Origin of the sequence: Chitinophaga barathri, from assembly GCF_003807585.1 — a bacterium.
Taxonomy (GTDB): Bacteria; Bacteroidota; Bacteroidia; order Chitinophagales; family Chitinophagaceae; genus Chitinophaga; species Chitinophaga barathri.
The window spans coordinates 232,544-249,991 of sequence record NZ_RMBX01000006.1 but is presented as its reverse complement, the minus strand read 5'-3'; the positions used below and the strand labels follow the sequence as shown (position 1 = coordinate 249,991).

At 51.2% G+C, this 17,448-nt stretch carries 17 protein-coding genes; 7 read left to right on the top strand and 10 right to left on the bottom strand.

Annotation, left to right across the window (positions count from 1 at the left end; translation table 11 throughout):
* Window positions 1–4: 4 nt before the first annotated feature.
* Complete coding sequence (gene hisD / locus EG028_RS12720; RefSeq protein WP_120516790.1) at window positions 5–1,285, bottom strand: histidinol dehydrogenase; 1,281 nt, start codon at window positions 1,283–1,285, stop codon at window positions 5–7.
* 11 nt (window positions 1,286–1,296) lie between these two features.
* The gene (hisG, locus tag EG028_RS12715; RefSeq protein ID WP_120516791.1) at window positions 1,297–2,151 is read right to left on the bottom strand and encodes an ATP phosphoribosyltransferase; all 855 of its coding nucleotides are present in this window, start codon (window positions 2,149–2,151) and stop codon (window positions 1,297–1,299) included.
* A gap of 511 nt (window positions 2,152–2,662) precedes the next feature.
* On the opposite strand from hisG, the gene EG028_RS12710 reads away from it, so the two are divergent.
* From EG028_RS12710 to EG028_RS12680, 7 genes are all read left to right on the top strand, one after another.
* A complete protein-coding gene (locus EG028_RS12710; RefSeq protein WP_120516792.1) occupies window positions 2,663–3,241 on the top strand; it encodes a Crp/Fnr family transcriptional regulator in 579 nt (192 codons plus the stop codon).
* An 80-nt stretch (window positions 3,242–3,321) separates the two neighbouring features.
* Window positions 3,322–3,669: a YciI family protein gene (locus EG028_RS12705; RefSeq protein ID WP_120516793.1), complete on the top strand. Its 348-nt coding sequence runs from the start codon at window positions 3,322–3,324 to the stop codon at window positions 3,667–3,669.
* Window positions 3,670–3,678: 9 nt separating this feature from the next.
* The gene (locus EG028_RS12700; RefSeq protein ID WP_120516794.1) at window positions 3,679–4,122 is read left to right on the top strand and encodes a DUF1569 domain-containing protein; all 444 of its coding nucleotides are present in this window, start codon (window positions 3,679–3,681) and stop codon (window positions 4,120–4,122) included.
* A gap of 11 nt (window positions 4,123–4,133) precedes the next feature.
* Window positions 4,134–4,796 (top strand): hypothetical protein, encoded by a 663-nt coding sequence (locus EG028_RS12695; protein ID WP_120516795.1) that lies wholly within the window; start codon window positions 4,134–4,136, stop codon window positions 4,794–4,796.
* 263 nt (window positions 4,797–5,059) lie between these two features.
* Window positions 5,060–6,094 carry a sensor histidine kinase gene (locus EG028_RS12690; protein ID WP_120516796.1) on the top strand — a complete coding sequence of 345 codons (1,035 nt, stop codon included), beginning with the start codon at window positions 5,060–5,062 and terminating at the stop codon, window positions 6,092–6,094.
* Window positions 6,063–6,752: a LytR/AlgR family response regulator transcription factor gene (locus EG028_RS12685; RefSeq protein WP_120516797.1), complete on the top strand. Its 690-nt coding sequence runs from the start codon at window positions 6,063–6,065 to the stop codon at window positions 6,750–6,752. Before EG028_RS12690 ends, EG028_RS12685 begins: the two co-directional genes overlap by 32 nt.
* A gap of 57 nt (window positions 6,753–6,809) precedes the next feature.
* Window positions 6,810–8,735 (top strand): heparinase II/III domain-containing protein, encoded by a 1,926-nt coding sequence (locus EG028_RS12680; protein WP_120516798.1) that lies wholly within the window; start codon window positions 6,810–6,812, stop codon window positions 8,733–8,735.
* Between the two features lie 33 nt (window positions 8,736–8,768).
* Here the strand turns inward: EG028_RS12680 and EG028_RS12675 are convergent, their stop codons facing one another.
* The 8 genes from EG028_RS12675 to EG028_RS12640 all read right to left on the bottom strand — a co-directional run bounded on the left by EG028_RS12675 (window position 8,769) and on the right by EG028_RS12640 (window position 17,402).
* Window positions 8,769–9,647, bottom strand: coding sequence for a glycosyltransferase family protein (locus EG028_RS12675; protein WP_120516799.1), 879 nt, complete (start codon window positions 9,645–9,647; stop codon window positions 8,769–8,771).
* A 205-nt stretch (window positions 9,648–9,852) separates the two neighbouring features.
* Window positions 9,853–10,716 (bottom strand): alpha/beta hydrolase, encoded by an 864-nt coding sequence (locus EG028_RS12670; RefSeq protein ID WP_120516800.1) that lies wholly within the window; start codon window positions 10,714–10,716, stop codon window positions 9,853–9,855.
* 10 nt (window positions 10,717–10,726) lie between these two features.
* A complete protein-coding gene (locus EG028_RS12665; protein WP_120517012.1) occupies window positions 10,727–11,911 on the bottom strand; it encodes an AGE family epimerase/isomerase in 1,185 nt (394 codons plus the stop codon).
* A gap of 14 nt (window positions 11,912–11,925) precedes the next feature.
* Complete coding sequence (locus EG028_RS12660) at window positions 11,926–12,861, bottom strand: DUF4434 domain-containing protein (RefSeq protein ID WP_120516801.1); 936 nt, start codon at window positions 12,859–12,861, stop codon at window positions 11,926–11,928.
* A 1-nt stretch (window position 12,862) separates the two neighbouring features.
* On the bottom strand, window positions 12,863–13,525 hold the full coding sequence (locus EG028_RS12655; RefSeq protein ID WP_120516802.1) for a GDSL-type esterase/lipase family protein: 663 nt from the start codon (window positions 13,523–13,525) through the stop codon (window positions 12,863–12,865).
* 1 nt (window position 13,526) lies between these two features.
* Window positions 13,527–14,198, bottom strand: a complete 672-nt coding sequence (locus EG028_RS12650; protein WP_120516803.1) for a GDSL-type esterase/lipase family protein — start codon at window positions 14,196–14,198, stop codon at window positions 13,527–13,529.
* Window positions 14,195–16,048, bottom strand: a complete 1,854-nt coding sequence (locus tag EG028_RS12645) for a sodium:solute symporter family protein (RefSeq protein WP_120516804.1) — start codon at window positions 16,046–16,048, stop codon at window positions 14,195–14,197. Before EG028_RS12645 ends, EG028_RS12650 begins: the two co-directional genes overlap by 4 nt.
* Before the next feature lie 10 nt (window positions 16,049–16,058).
* Window positions 16,059–17,402 (bottom strand): DUF5009 domain-containing protein, encoded by a 1,344-nt coding sequence (locus EG028_RS12640; RefSeq protein WP_120516805.1) that lies wholly within the window; start codon window positions 17,400–17,402, stop codon window positions 16,059–16,061.
* Window positions 17,403–17,448 lie beyond the last annotated feature (46 nt).

Below are 17,448 nucleotides of genomic sequence, written 5' to 3'. Positions count from 1 at the left end.
ATGTCTACATGTTTTTTATTCTGATTGAAACTGCGTTCCTGTGCGCTTCCAGGCCTTCCGCGGAAGCCATGGCTTCGATGGCGGGGGCCAGCGCCCGCAGGCCTTCGCGGCTGAGCCGCTGGAAGGTGATCTTTTTCACAAAACTGTCCACGCTCACACCGCTGTATGCTGTGGCGTAGCCGTTGGTGGGCAGGGTGTGATTGGTACCGGATGCGTAATCGCCCGCGCTTTCCGGGGAATAATTGCCGAGGAAAACGGAACCGGCGTTGATCACGCGGGTGGCCAGTATTTCATCGTTTTCACAAGCCATGATAAGGTGCTCGGGCGCGTAGGCGTTGAGCATGTCCATGGCTTCATCGCGGTCTTTTACCAGCACCAGCTTGCTGTTGTCCAGCGCTTTGGCGGCAAATTCTTTCCGGGGAAGCAGCGCCAGCTGTGCTGCCACTTCTTTTTCCACAGCCGCGATCACTGCATCTGAGGTGGTTACGAGCAGCACCTGGCTATCAGCCCCGTGCTCCGCCTGAGACAGGAGGTCCGCCGCCACAAAGGCCGGCACACAGGTATCGTCTGCAAATACCGCTACTTCAGAAGGTCCGGCGGGCATGTCTATCGCCACGCCATTGCTGTTCACCAGCTGTTTTGCGCAGGTCACGTATTGATTACCCGGCCCGAATATCTTGTAGACCTTCGGCACGCTTTCCGTACCGTAAGCCATGGCGCCGATGGCCTGTACGCCGCCGGTCTTAAACACCCGTGTAATACCGGTGTAACGGGCAGCCCAGAGTACAGCGGGATGCACGGCGCCGTTCTTACCGGGAGGCGTGCAAAGTACTATCTCGCTGCAGCCGGCCAGCCTGGCGGGAATGGCCAGCATCAGGATGGTGGAGAACAGCGGGGCGGTGCCGCCGGGAATATATAAACCTACTTTTTCGATACCTACCGGTTTGCGCCAGCATTGTACGCCGGGCATGGTTTCCAGCATGGTTACAGATTCCACCTGCGCGCGGTGAAACATTTCGATATTGGCTGCGGCAGTGCGGATGGCGTCTTTGAGAGGTTCTTCCAGCGCGGCGTCCGCTGCTTCAAATTCTTCCGCCGTTACGAAGATCTCGTCCAGGCTCACTTTGTCAAACTGTGCGGTATAGCGGCGGAGGGCATCATCACCGTTTTCCTTTACATCACCGAGAATGGCGGAAACAGTGGCCTCCAGCTCACGGGTGTCAAAGGCGGGGCGTTTCAGCAGCTCCTCCCATGTATTTTTCTCCGGGTAACGGATAACTTGCATAGTTCTTTGTTTTAAACAACCATTTTCTCGATCGGCACTACCAGGATGCCTTGCGCACCGGCAGCTTTCAGGCTTTCGATGATATCCCAGAAATCGTTTTCATTCAGCACGGAATGCACGGAGCTCCAGCCTTCTTCCGCGAGAGGCAGTACGGTGGGGCTTTTCATGCCCGGCAGCAGCCCGATGATCTCCGGCAGCTTGTCGTTCGGCGCGTTCAGCAGTACATATTTGTTGTTTTTGGCCTTTTTCACCGCCTGGATGCGGAAGAGGAGTTTGGCCAGCAACTGCTGCTGTTCGGGGCTCAGCTTGTCGTTGGACACCAGTACGGCTTCGGAGCGGAGTACGGTTTCCACTTCCTTCAGCCCGTTCATGAACAGGGTGGAACCGCTGCTCACCAGGTCGCAGATAGCGTCCGCGAGGCCAATGCCGGGGGCAATTTCCACGGAGCCGCTGATCTCGTGTATTTCCGCCTGGATGTCCAGCTTTTTCAGGAATTCGTTTACGATCACGGGATAGCTGGTGGCGATGCGCTGGCCCTGGAGGTCGCGGATGGAGTTGTACTGCATCGCTTTAGGCACGGCCATGGCCAAACGGCATTTGCCAAAACCCAGTTTTTCGATGGTGCGCAGGGGCCGGTTCTTTTCCAGCACTACGTTTTCACCTACGATACCGAGGTCTGCCACGCCGTCTTCCACGTACTGCGGAATATCGTCATCGCGGAGGAAGAACACTTCCAGGGGGAAGTTGGTAGCTTCTGTCTTGAGTTTGTTCACGCCGTTGTTGATATCTATCCCGCATTCTTTCAGCAGTTTGATAGAATCTTCGTGTAAGCGGCCGGATTTCTGAATGGCAATTCGCAGTTTCATCTGTACATTTTTATTTTCTTACGGGCCAGATGGGACCTCACGGTCTCACTAGTTCATTTTTATTCTTTTCGGGCCTAATGGGGCCTTACGGCCTCATCAGTGCATTTTTATTTCTTAAGGGTCTGATGGGACCTAACGGTCTCATCAGTAACATTTTTATTTCTTACGGGGCTGATGGGGCCTCATCTGATCATGTTGAAACAAAAAAGGCTTACCGAATCCGGTAAGCCTTTTATGGTGAATATCTGTAAAGTAATACTACAGCATCCCCTGCCTACCGGTCGGGTAAGTATGGTGATGATGTGTATGTACGTTGTTGTTCATAATTGTAATCCGGTGCAAATGTAGGAAGTAATTTTAAAATTCAAAACTCCGCTTCGTTTTATAGAAAATATTCGGATTTTGAGCTGTTTTAGTAGAAAATATTCAAAATCAAAGGACGAAAGACCCCTCATTTCTATGGCCTTTTCCTGTTATATTTGAATTCACGCCATCTTATAAAACCTGACATATGCAGCAACATTTCCTCGCCAACATCTTTAAAGAAGGCCAGTTTACCGCACAGGAGCTGGAAACCATCATTCCCAGGTTCAGCGAAGTAAGGTTTGAAAAAAACGCCTTTTTGCTGGCTGAAGGGAAAACCGCGGGCAACTACTGGTTCGTTCAGCAGGGGTATATCCGCTCTTTTGCCATAGATACGGAAGGGGACGACATCAGCACGAATTTTTATACCACAGGCGATATCGTTATCGACTGGACTTCCTTTTTCCTGCGCAAGCCTACACGGGAAAACATCCAGGCACTTACAGACTGCGTGTGCTGGCAGCTGGATTTTGAAACCTTCCAGCAATTGTTCCACAGCATAGAATCATTCAGGGAAGCAGGCCGGAAAAGACTGGTGGAAAGTTATTTCGAATTAAAAAGCCATAACATCTCCATGATCTCGGACCAAGCGAAAGACCGCTATAAAAGGCTGGTAAAGGAAAAGCCGCAGATCGTGCAGAATGTTTCCTTAAAACAGATCGCCACGTACCTTGGCATTACGGACACTTCGCTGAGCAGGATACGGAAAGAGATTGCCAGCGAATAACCGTTTCTTGCCATATGGCAAGAGAAATTTTTGCCGTTGCCGGTAGCTTTACACCATTCCATCACCCAAAAACCTATTACATGGAAAAGCTACAGGACTTTATGCTCCTCTTCAGATTCACTCCCGATTTCAGCCACCAGCCTACAGATGCTGAAATGACCAGCCAAAAACAGCTCTGGGGCTCCTGGATCAGCGGCATCGCCATGCAGGCGAAGCTGGTAAGCACCAGCCAGCTTGGATTCGAAGGCAGGCAGCTGCAGGCAGACCTTTCTGTAAAAGACGGCATTCATATCACGGCCAGCCAGACGCTGGGCGGCAATATGATCCTAAAAGCGCAGGACTTCGACGAAGCGCTCAGCCTGGCCAAAGGCTGTCCCATACTCGGGATGGGCGGTACGGTAGAAATAAGAAACATCCTCCCCATGTAAACCCCACTTATGAAAACGATATTCGATACAGAAACCCGCACACAGCTGACCGGCAGGATACAGTCGCTTTCGCCGGATAACAAGGCCTTGTGGGGAAAAATGACTGCTTTCCAGATGCTCCGGCATTGCAACAAAAGCGAAGAACTGTTCCTGGGCATGAAAACCTACAAACGGCTGTTCATTGGCCGGCTGTTTGGGAAAATGGCGCTGGGCAGTATTTTGAAAGATGACAGCCCGATGAAAAAGAACCAGCCTACCCATCCGGAATTCAGGATCACCGGCGACGGCGACTTTGAAGCGGAAAAAGAAAAATGGATCGGCCTGTTGCAGCGCTACGACCACACTACAGCCAGGGAATTCGTGCATCCTTTTTTCGGGAGGATGAGCCCTGAACAGATCGGGCAGTACGTTTTTAAACACACCGACCATCATTTGCGGCAATTCAATCATTAAAAACACCCGGTATGCCTGATCTCTCTTTTATAGCCATTACCCTGGCGGCAATCCTGTTTTTTTACTTTGGTACAGGCCGGAATACCGGTGTGCTGGTGGTTTCATTGTCCTGGATGGTTTTGGTGGGAGTGGTTTCCGGAGCGGGCTTCTTTGAGGATGAAAGATCCGGCCTGCCAAAGGTCATGCTGGGCGTGAACCTCCCTGTTATCCTGTATGTCGTTTACCTGTACCGGCAGCTGAACCCCGATAAAATACAACAGAACTGGCTGCTGGCAGTGCACGCACTGCGGGTTCTCGTAGAGATCACGTTGTACCGGCTCTTTCTTGATGGGAAAATACCCCGGATCATGACCTTCGAAGGCTGGAACTTCGACATCCTGATCGGCCTGACGGCTATACTGCTGCTGGCTTACAGGCTTTATTCCGGCAAAGGGATAAACCGGCTCTTCTTCAGGGCCTGGAATATTGCCGGGATTGTATTCCTCGCTATTATTGTCATCACAGCCATCCTATCCGCTCCTTCCCCCATTCAGCAGCTGGCTTTTGACCAGCCCAATATTGCGGTTACCCGTTTTCCCTATATTTTCCTCCCGGCCATTGTGGTGCCGCTGGTGTTATTGTCTCATTTACTGGTCCTGAAAAGTATAGGGAAACAGGGCAGCCGGAGAAAATAACAGGGTGGTATTTCAGCTGAAAACACAAAAGGGGCGGGCCAGAAGGCCCACCCCTTAGTGGTTAAATGGTCAACATGGTTTGAGACTAACTAACAATTTCAGTTTTTAGAATGGCGGCTGAAATTTCTATTCAGGACACAAAGCTGCAACTTGGAAAGTTGACCGCCAAATACATCTGACCAAACCCGCACGGGAAATGACGAATGCGGGATATCAGAAAAATGGCCCCATATACTCCCGGATCGTCTTAAATTGCCGCTTGTATGGCTTTTAAGAACATATTCAACAATAGCTGGGTAGTCAATATTCTGTTCCTGATAGTGCTGCTGGGGGTGAACCTGCTCATTAACCTGCAATATGAACCTATCACCAATACCCGCCTTTACCTGTACCAGAGCCTGTCATTGGTATTCATATACGTCATGGCCGCGCTGCACAACAAATACGCGCTTCAGCTGCTCATTATCAAAAGACATTACTGGAAATATCTCGGCGTGATCTGCGCGGGCCTGACCGTGACCACCCTCGTGACCTATACCCTCCGTGTGGAAGTGTTCAAAACGGATATGGACATGTTGTGGATCGGGGACTTTGTGTTCGCATTGGCCTGCCTGCTCATCGGTATCGGTCTCTGGTTCCTTTACCGGGGCGCCACACTGCAAACCATGGAATTGCGGAACTCTCTCCTGTTAAGGGAAAAGGAGTTACAATACCTTCAAAGCCAGCTCAATCCGCATTTCTTTTTTAACACGCTGAATAACCTGTACGGGGTAAGCCTCCGGTATCCCAATAAAACGCCCGAGCTGATCCTGAGCATTTCCGAACTGATGCGTTACCAACTGGAAAGCTCCCGCAAACAGTTTGTACCGCTGGAAGACGAACTGCAGTTCATCCGCAACTACGTACATCTCGAAAGGGCCCGTGTACGCCAGCGCTGCCAGGTGAATTTTAAGAAAAAAGGGCATGAAAAAGACCTGCTGATCACCCCGCTGATCCTGATCGCATTTGTGGAAAACGCTTTCAAATATGCCCCATCCAGCATGAGCGCCAGCTATATCAAAGTAGAGCTGGAGATCAAAGGGGAAACGCTGCATATGAAAATCCGCAATACCGTGCCGGACAACAAACAATCCGTATCTTCGACGGGCGTAGGGTTGAACAACGTAAAACAGCGCCTGGCGCTGGCCTATTCCAAACGTCACACGCTTATTACGCATGAAGAGAACAACATTTATTACACAGAACTCCTTTTAACACTGGACCGCCATGCAAACACTCCGTTGCCTGATCGTAGATGACGAACCCGGAGCGCACTACGTGCTGGAAGCTCATATTGAAAAAGTACAGGCCCTGCAGGTTGTAGGCCACAGCTACAATGCCATGGAGGCTGCGAACTTCCTCCACCGCGAGAAAGTGGACGTGGTATTCCTGGACATCAATATGCCGGAGCTGAGCGGGCTGGACCTTCTCAAAACGCTCAACAATAATCACCCGAAGATCATACTCACTACGGCTTACAGCGAATTTGCGCTGGAGAGTTACGAGTACGATGTAGTGGATTATATTCTCAAACCCATCAGTTTTCCCCGATTCCTCAAGGCGGTGAACAAGATCCTACAGCAGGAAGCCCCCGTGAGCACGCCACCCGTGGAGCCGCTGGTGCTCAAAACCGGCAGCACACAGACCACCGTGGACCCGATGGACATCTATTACGTACAAAGTATGGGCAACTACGTAAAAGTGTACCTGGAAAACAAATGCCTGATCGTAAACGCCACCACCGCGGAGATGGAAAAACTGCTGCCCGAATGCCACTTCGTGCGCATTCACAAATCCTATATCATAGCGGCGGACAAAGTGGAAGAATGGGGCCCGAGGCATGTAGTGGTGCTGGACGAGAGCCTGCCCGTGGGGCAGACGTTCAAGATCAACCTGAACAAACTGAAGGAAAGATAATACACAACCTGTTTGATCTCAATAATTTTGGTGCTATTTTGTACCAAATTAATCCACGTGAAAAGAATACTAGTCGTACTGGCGCTCCTGCTGCCAGGCCTTATCCATGCACAGGATCACCAAAAACTGCTGACCCGCACCTACTCCGAAGCCCAACTGGGCGGCATGCTTATCAACAACCAGGATTGGGTAACCCTCCCGGCTTATAATGACCGCACTTTCTGGGACGGCCTGCCCGCTTCCATCAGGGGTGAGCTGATCAAGGCCGGGGAAAATGCGCTCAAATCCGGTTGGGGCGTTGTGAAAGCAACCGATTACATGGAATTTACCCGCACGGGCGACCGCAACATCATGCAGAACCCGAACACTGACCGTAAATCCGCTTTACAGGCCCTTGCGCTGGCAGAACTCACCGAAGGCAAAGGTCGGTTCACCGACCAGCTGATCAACGGGATATGGGCCGTTTGCGAGCAAAGTTCCTGGGTATTGAGCGCACACCTTCCCGTGACCCGCGGCAAAGAGCTGATCCCCGACGTGACCAACCCGGTGATAGACCTTGGCTCCGCGGACGCAGGCGCATTGCTGGCCTGGGTGCATCATTTTTTCCGCGCAAAGCTGGATGAAGTGAACCCGCTCATTGCCGCGCGTATCCGTTATGAAGTGCGCAACAAAATATTAGAGCCCTATTACAAGCGGAATGACTTCTGGTGGATGGGTTTCAACGACCGCCCGCAGAACAACTGGAATCCCTGGATCAATTACAACGTGATGCAGTGCATTCTGCTGCTGGAAGAAGACCCCGCTCTCCGTTCCAAAAATATTTACAAAGCCATGCAGTCCATCGACCGGTTCACCGACTGGTACCATCCGGATGGCGCCTGCGACGAAGGCCCCTCCTACTGGAGCCATGCGGGCGGAAAATATTTCGAATGCCTGGAGCTGCTGAATCACGCCACCAAAGGCAAACTGGACGTATACGCCCACCCGCTGATCAAAAACATGGGCCAGTATATCGCCAATGTTTATATCAACGAACCATACTTTGTGAACTTCGCGGATGCCAGTGCCAAAGGCGGTATCAACGAAGGCATGGTGTACCGCTATGGCAAAGCCATCAATGATACGGTGATGACGGGCTTCGGTGCATTCTACGCACAGAAGGATAAGATGAATGAACACGCGTCTTCCGGCACCATTGAAGCAGTGATCACAGACCTTACTACTATGAACGAGATCATGGCCAGCCCCGCGCGTGAGCCGCTGATAGGCCATGCCTGGTATCCGGACAACCAGGTGGCCATTGCCAGGGAATATCCCGGCACCAAAAAAGGGTTTTATTTTGCGGGTAAAGGCGGGCACAACGCCGAATCGCATAACCACAACGACGTAGGCACGTTCATCCTGTACTACAACGGCCTGCCCTGCCTCGTGGACGCCGGCGTGGGCACTTACGTGCGCCAGACTTTCAGCCCGGACCGTTATAAGATATGGACAATGCAGTCCGCCTATCACAACCTGCCGCTGATCAATGGTGTGCAGCAGATGAATGGACGTGAGTTCAAAGCCGCTTCAGCAGCATTCTCCGCTACCGCCAAACAGGTCAGCTTTATTGCAGACATTGCCACTGCTTACCCCAAAGACGCGAAAGTAAGATCCTGGAAAAGGGGCTATATCCTCCAACGCGGCAAATCCTTCACCATCACGGACGCATTTGCACTGGATGCCTTCGTGGCCGCGCCGGAACTGCATTTCCTCTCCGCCTGTAAAGTGGACGTATCCACACCCGGCGTCATCAAACTGGCAGGAAAGGATTTCACGCTGAACATGACGTACAACGCACGCCTGCTGGAAGCCAGCACGGAGCACATCGACAATAAAGACCCGAGGCTGGAAAGAAGCTGGCCCGGAGGCCTTGAAAGGATTATCCTGAAAGGAAAAACGCCCGGTGTAAAAGGAGAATATAAAATAGAGATAAAGAGTTAAAAAAAGAAAAAGAGCCGATCGGGCTCTTTTTCTTTATCTGATAAGTTTGTAGTTCCGGTAGTCGAATAACCGTTTCCCCATTTTCTGTTCAATCCAGTACAGCATTTTTTTGCTGAAGCTCTTGAATTTTTTCTTGCTCACATCATGCTCGAACTCCCAGTTCTTATTGGCGATGCGCTCTTTCATCACTGAAGGGTGCGTACCAGTAAAGTGTTTCAGGGAATCGATGCCGGAGTAGTCGAACCATTCGGCTTCGATGACGTGTTTGATCTTATCGGGGTGATTGCCGTGGTAGAGTTTGGCGGTGTTTTTCCATTTGTTCATTGCGTGCATCAGGTCTTTCACCCAGCCGTAATGGTAGATGTAGGCGTTGATGGCCTTTACATGCAGTTTCCGGTCGTTGATGCGGAAGCCCTGCGCATCTTTATAGGAGCGGATATCTTTGAGATACCTTACAATCCTGATCTCCTGGTTGTACCAGGTGCGTGAATCGCCGAGGTAATCGTAGCTGCCGTAGAAATGGTTGTATTTAAACAACAGGCCTTCCACTTTTTTGTCATCCTTGTATTGTTCCATGGCGGCGCGGATGGCGTCATAATCATTTTCATTCACTACTTCATCCGCCTGAATGTAAAAAGCCCAGGTAGTATCGGGGCTGATGTGCGCGTACGCTTTGTCTGTTTCCACGGCCAGGATGCGGCCGCCTTCCTTTAAAGAATCATCCCAGACGGAATGAAATATTTTGATCTTTGGCGAATTGATGGATTTGATCAGCTCAAGCGTTTCATCTTCCGAATCGCCCACGCTTACGATCACCTCATCACAAAGCGGGAGGATGGAGCGGATAGATTCCACAACAGGATAGTCGAATTTGACAGCATTTCGCACAAAGGTGAATCCGGATACTTTCATATAAACAGTTTGCTATAGGGCGGCCCGAAAATACATTCTTCGGGGGAGAAATTTATCTAATGCACGCCGTGAAGCTGGCAAGATATAACTGTTTTTGTCAAATTACACTGATTTACAATAAATTATAATTGACTCCGCAGTGTTGAGCCAATTGAAAAAGCCTTACCGTTACCGGCAAGGCTTCAAAAACATATCAAACAACCGTTTATTTCGTCTTTTCCTCCACGATCACGTCTTCCGCTTTGATCTGCTTCCCCTTCACCACATCCTGCATAAAGGCATCCATCTTATCGAATTCGCGGAACATGTAATTGGCCACTTCGTGACCTTTGCCGGGATAGGTGTAAAGGACCGCCGGCTTGTTCCAGGTCTTTGCCTGCTCCAGGATGGTTTTGGCGCCGAACAACATCAGCCAGCCTTCGGAGTTGGCGCTACAGTAGTGGTGGGAAGCCGTTCCGTATGGCACCAGCTGGTCTTTTGTACCGTGCATCAGCAGCATCGGCACCCAGTTGTCCTGCTTCAGCGTATTTATATCGATCAATGCACCGGCGAATACCAGCGCGCCTTTGAAACGCGGTGTGGCAAAGTAATCGTAGCGGGCTTTATCCGTGGTGGCCCAGGGATTGTACAGCAGCTGGAGGATCGTTTCAGCACCCGCGCTGCTGCCGGAGATGAAAAATTTCGAGGTATCCACTTTAAGGGTTGCGGCATTCGTGATAATGTATTTCGCGGCATCAGCGGCGTCTTCCACCGCGGTGCTGATGGCTTTGAGCTTTACCGGCGTAGCCGTATTGCAGCCAAAGCTCCCGCCCTTCAGGTAAAGCCGGTACGAAATCACAAATACATTATAACCTTTTTTGCACATGCCTTCCGCGAATGGCCTCTGGTTCTTTGGGTCTCCGGCTGTAAAGCCGCCGCCGTGCACGAACATGATACTCATGCCATTGGGCGTCGTTGTAGGCTCGTAATGATCTATGTAAAGGGTATCGTTTCCTTTAACGGCGTATGTGATCCTTTTCTGCGCCTGCGTGGAGCAGGAAAACAACATTAGTATGAATATCCATCTCATGGCAACGAATTTAAACAATTACAGGCTGAGAGTGAAACGCCGGGGATTTTTCCAACGTTTGCCATACCTGGTACAGCCCACGCGGCACGTGAAAACACCCTTTCCATTTACCGCCTTTCAGCTGCAGCAGCGGCTGGCCCTGGCGATTGAGGTAACCGAACCATTCGGGATGTTCTTTATCCTTAAAATGTTCCCAGGTGTAGGTGTGTACTTTTTCAAACCATGCCTGGCATGCTTCGTTGCCGGTAAGCTGCCAGCCTTTGGCGAGGAACACTAGCGTTTCAAGATGTACCCACCAGAGCTTCTGATCCCATTCCAGCTGCTGCGGCGGACGGTTATGGATGTCCATGAAATAAAAGATGCCGCCATATTCATGATCCCAGCCGTGTTCCAGCATTTTCAGCCCAATGTCGCAGGCTTTCTGAGCCAGCGCGGGATCGTTCAACCGCACGGCCAGGTCCATGATGAACCACATGGCTTCGATGGCATGCCCGGGATTGAGCAGGCGGCCTTCGAAGCTGTCGGAAAAGCTGCCGTCCGCGAGTACGTTCTCCAGGATCAGGCCCGTTTCTTTGTGATAAAACACATCCATCACTTCGCTGAGCACTTCCGGGATGAACTGGTTCACCTTTTCGCTGCCAAGAATGTGCTCCAGCTCCAGCGAGAGATTGCAAAGGATCATGGGCAGCGCGAAATTCTTCAGGGGGCGGGTGCCCGGTACATTTTTGGTGTATTTTCCTTTCGGGTCATTCCGGCGGCGGAGGATATTGTCGAAAGTATCTTTTGCGATGGCGTAATATTCGGGGTTCTGTTCTATTTTGTACAAAGCCCCAAAACCCATGGCAGCAAAACAATCGGAGAAAATATTGTACGGCTGGATCAGGGGCTTGCCTTCTTTGGTAGTAGAAAAATACCAGTTGCCTTCAACATCCCGGCCGTGTTTCTCCATGAATCTCGCACCCAGGAGGGCCATATCCTTCCATTGCGGGTTGGGCATCACTTTGTCGTACAGCATGGAAAACATCCATACTTCACGGCCCTGCAGCCACATAAATTTATCTGTGTCAAATACTTTACCCTGGCGGTCCAGGCAGGTGAAGAAGCCGCCGTTCTCTTCATCGCGCGAGTTCGCAATCCAGAATGGCAGCACGTTTTCCAACAATTCGCGTTTATATAGGTCGGCTAGTTGTTTCATTGAATTTGGATGGGTCATTTTAATCCGGCTATGTATTCCTGATAACGGTTAAATAAATGCCCGGCCTGGAGATATGCAGACTGCGGGCTCATAAAATGTGAAAACTCAAATGTGATAGCTTTGTCGTAGCCAGCCATGCGTGCGGCTTCCAGCTTCAGGCGCAGCTTCTCGAACTTGATGGGCAGAAACTTAATGGGCATGTCCCTGTCAAAGGATTCAGCATTGGTCCAGCATTGCATGCCGAATTTATCCGCCATCTTTTTGTTGACGGCGAAAAACTCCGGCAGTTCATGATAATCGATGTGGCCGTCCTGGAAAGCAATGGCATCTACCGCACCGCGAACGCCTTCAAATATTTCGCTCCATTCTTTTTCGTGTTCCTGCACGGATACGGCGTCCGCCTTGGTAAGGCCCGCCGAAGCAGCCATGACAGCCTTTTTACCATCTATCCAGGGGGAGATAAAAGTGGGGAGCCCGTTGCTCACCGCCTTACACTGGTTGCCCAGCGTGGAAAAAGCTTCCACGGCACCTTTTGTCCTGCGGCTGATCTCCATACTGAGGTACCAGCCCCGGAAACTCTTGTAGTGACCGTATTGCCGCCACACTTCATCTATTACGTAACGGTTGGCGTCTATTTCATCCTGCATATTGCCGGTATCCCAGTAATGGCCACTGTCGTACAGCCCGAAATAGAACTGCATGCCGTGTTTGTCCGCCAATTCCAGGTACATCTTTACGAGATCCACCGGCGGTTCGTAGCAGCCGAACTGTTTTTGCAGGTAGGCGGAAGGGTAAGTGATAAACCTCCGGTAGCCGCTCCTGATCAGGATCACGGTGTCTATACCGATGGCTTTCATATACCCGAAATCTCGGTCCCATTCCTCCCTGCCCCAGTTCTGGTGGGGTATATCGTGGCTGATCTCGTCCAGGAAAGTGCCGGTTATCTTCATACTACAATTGTTTTTTTGTTTTTAACCAATTCACCCAGTCCACGTAAGCCCCTGGCAGCAGGTGAATGCCGTCTTTCGTGTAATCCGCCTTCAGTTCTCCTTTTTCATCCGCAAACAATTCGTGGAGATTGAGGTAAGTAAGGCTGAATTCTTCCGCCAGCTTCACAATACCTTCGTTCATCGCTTTCACCATATGCGCTTTACCTTTCAGGTAGGCGTATGGAAGTTTGGCTTCGTTCAGCGGCAGTACGCACTGCACGATGATCTTTGTTTTGGGAAGGCCCTGCGTGAGGCGGGTGAGTATCCTCCGGTAATTGTTCAGGCTTACCTCCGTGGGCAGGCTTCTGCCGATATCGTTGATGCCGATGAGGAGGAAGATCTTCTTTGGCTGCTGCTGTATCACGCCATCCAGGCGGGCCAGTACACCAAAGGTATTGTCTCCGCCAATGCCCCTGTTGGCCACTTTGCGGCCGGGCAGCAGTTCCTGCCACTCCCCTCTTTCGGTGATGCTGTTGCCGAGGAAAAGGATGTCCGCCGGTTGATCGTTCAGCTGGTTATAGAGTTTCATCCTGTCCTGGTAGTACCAGTTGGCATAACTGCTGTCTGTCTTCTGGGCCATGCCTGCAAAGGGAAGCAGGCAGAGGGCGAATAATAACCACTTCATGTTACAGGTATTTTTTGCTTCGCAGATAATTGACCCAGGCCGGATAGGAGCCTACCCTCAGGTGAAGCCCATCCGGTGTTTCTTCTATTTTCAGCTGCCCTCTGGCATCCGCAAATACTTCATGCAGGTTTACATAGGTGCAGCCCTTTTCCCTGGCGATCCTTTGCAGGCCTTCGTTTACCAGGGCCACGTTTGCATTGGTCACTTTTTTGAAACCTTCCACCAGTATACTGTCGTTCACGGGCAGCACGCTCTGGAGGTAGATCTTCGTTTTAGGGGAACCGGCTTTCAGCATATCCGTGATCCTTTCGTAATTGCGGACGATCACGTCCACCGGGGTACCCCGCTTGAGGTCGTTCACCCCGATGAGCAGGAACACCTTTGCGGGTTTCCCCGCGATGATCTGCGGCAGACGGGCCAGTACACCGAATGTAACGTCACCGCTGATACCGCGGTTCTGCACGGGCATACCAGGCAATATGTCGTTCCATTTACCGGCTTCCGTAATACTGTTGCCCAGGAAAACGATTGTTTTCTTTTGGGCAGGCAGTGTGGCGAACAGTGCCATCCTTTCTTTGTAATGCGTATTATCGTAGGAGCTGTCCATCTGCTGAGCGTAAGCTGAAGAAGCTGCCAGCAGGGCCAGCGCCGCTATGATGACCTGTCGTTTCATGCTGCCTGTTTTTTATATTTTTCGTCCACATCTTTCAAACGGTTCCACCAGTTTTTCTTCAGTATCCAGGTGGTAGCGATGAAAATAAGCGTCCAGCCGAGGAGCTGGTAGTTTTCGCGGATCATGAAGTAGATCGGTATTACCACCTGCGCCATCTGCCATACAATGCCCGTGAGGATGTTGACCATATCACGTTTGAAATCTTTATTCGGTACAAAAGCAGGGTCTTCTTCCTGTACTTCTTTTTTGATCGGACCCCAGAAGCCCCAGGGATTGGTTTGTTTATAAAACGCTTTCACCGCCTCGCGGTTTACCAGCGGGGACAAGTAAGTACCTGCGATACAGCCGCCGAAAGAGAACAGCAGGATAATGGGGAACACATAAATATCTACGATGTCCGGGAAAAAGAAGAGCTTGATGGTGCTGCCGATGAGGCCGAACAACATACCGTAGAAATAACCGTAGCCGGTAAAACGCCACCATATCCACTTCAGGAAGTTGGCCGCCGCATAACCGCCGTACAGCGCGGAAGTGATCCAGAGCGTGAGTTTATTCAGCGAAGCGCCCATAAACCCAAACAGGATACCGATGAACACCAGTACCATGGAGGATATGATGCTCATGCGGATCAGCTTTTCGTTCGAGCCGTTCGGGTTGATATATTTTTTGTAGATGTCGTTCACAATATAAGCCGGGGCCGCGTTTACAAAAGCGGAGAACGTGCCCATAAAAGACGCGAGCAGGCCCGCGAGCAAGAGCCCTTTAAAACCGGCCGGCACGAACTTGGCAATCGCCAGCGGCGCAATCTTCTCAAAATCGATACTGCCGCCCTGGGCACCCAGCTCCGTTTGCATATACACCAGCGCCAGCACACTGAAAGCCGCCACCATAAGATAACGCGGGATGTACATCACCCAAATGGTCGTAAAGCTCATTTTAGCCGCATCGCCGGGCGTGCGGGTACTGAGCACCCTCTGCATATCATAACTCGGCACAGGCCCAGCAATAGATGCAAAAATGCCTTTAAACAGCATCATCATGATCAGGATGCCAAACAGCCCGAAGCCGTCTTTTTCGATCTTTTCGTTCACACCCGGGAATGGCGTGCCCGTCCAGTCCAGGCCAAGGTTCCAGCCAAAGCCCAGGTCTTTCCAGCCGCCGGGTATGGCAGCCTGCACCTGGTCCGCCGTTACGGAAGTATACGCGATATACCCGATCACAAAACAACTGATGGTCATGATCACGAACTGCATCACTTCCGTGGCTACCACACTGTACATGCCACCTTTGATAGTGTAAAGCGTTGTGAGGATACAAAGGATCAGGGCGTAACTTCTTTCTGAAGAAAGATGGAACGCACCGATCTGTACCGCCAGGTCCCATGGAAGAATGGATGTACAGAACTTACCGATGCCTTCAAAAAAATACGCGATAAAGCCGATCACGCTTACGATCGCAAAGATGACGATGATAATATGCGAAAGCCTGGCGCCCTTGCCGTCACCAAAGCGGAAAGTGATCCACTGCGCACCCGTCATTACATTGGAGCGACGCATCCAGATGGCGAGGTACACGAATACGAACACCTGGTTCCACACGGGCCAGAGCCAGGGGATGAAGGCGCTTTTCAGGCCATAAATGAACAGGATACTCACCGTCCACATCGTGCCCGAAATATCGAACATGCCGGAAGCATTGCTGAGGCCCAGCATGTACCATTTCATCTTGTTGCCGCCCAGGAAGTAGCTTTGCAGGTCTTTAGAGGCTTTTTTCGCTATGTAAAAACCCAGGAACAGGATGGCGATGATATAGCCGATAATGATCCCAATATCCAGTACGCTTAATGACATCTATATATTTTTATGTTTTCCAGAACCATTTTCGGTTGACAAAAAAGAGGGTGATCAATGATACGATGCCAGTGAAGAGCAAGCCTTTCAGCACGCCCAGCCACACGTTCGCATCCATATTTTTGTATACCTGCATCAGGCCGCTGAGGTGCATAACCGGTATCAGCAGCAGGTTGCCCGCCACATACGCCACCATCGGGTTCCTCCCGTTGGCCGCCAGGTATTTTATCAGGCGGTTGCAGTACCCATAATATTCCAGTATGCTGAAACCCAGTATCACCAGGAATGCCAGGCCGCCGGTCACAAAATAATAGCTGTAGTTTGAAGGGTCTTTTTTGATGCCGCCCTGCGTGCAGTCAAAGAACAGCCCCAACCACAGGAGGTAAACACCCGCCTGGAGGTAATTCATCCAGGAAGGGACAGGGCTGAGCATCTTGCGCGAAAGGAACAGCATGGCAGCCCCCACCCCGATGTTCAGTACGAGGTTCAATACCAGTTGGCGGTTGAACAGGAATATGACATTGATCAGCACCAGCGCCAGCGTGCCCGCGGCTACCAGCTGCCATTTGCGTTTATCCCCGCCGTTGCCCGTGGGGAGGGCCATTTGCAACCACTCCCCTGCAAACGTTCCAGGTATAATGATAAACAGGTATTTGAGATAATAGAACTTGTAAGCCCAGGGTATGGGGCTCCAGTCGTACACCACTTTGCCCCAGCTGTCCGGGGTTTGGGCGGAGAGGAATATTGCAGCAATAAAGGGTAGCACCCCCAGCCTCAGCAACGGCTGCCTGATCGTCAGCCACCAGATGAGCGTGCCGAACAATGCCATATTGGCCAATACGATAATGATCACATCACTCCTTGACAGATCGATCTTTTTATAGAACAGGAACGCGATAGCCAGTGCAAAAGCAATGATCTTCGGGATCACCGACTTCATTTTTATGAACATACAACACAACAACCCGAATGCGGCGATGGATACCAGGTATTCCGTTACACCGGGCGTACCGGACTGTACCCATGCACGGGTATGCAAAGTAAAAATGGCAAAAAACACGAGCAGGGCGAATCGTTGCAGTATATGTCCCAGCAGTTTGTACGCCGGTGTGTTTTCCCTGATCTTTTTCTGAAGCGCCAGCGGTATGGCCGCGCCCATGCTGAACAGGAAAAAAGGGAACACGAGGTCCACCCAGGTGATGCCCGGCAGTTCAGGTTTGAACTGGTGATATGGCGGCGGCGTCTGCGCATGGTACATCCAGGCCGGCAATATGCCGAACGCGATGCTGCTGGACAGCACCATGGCCAGGATGGCAAAGCCGCGGAGGGCGTCTAAACTGTTACTTCGGTTCATAAAACGGATTCAAGACGAACTGCCGGCGTACACCGGCAGTTCGCGG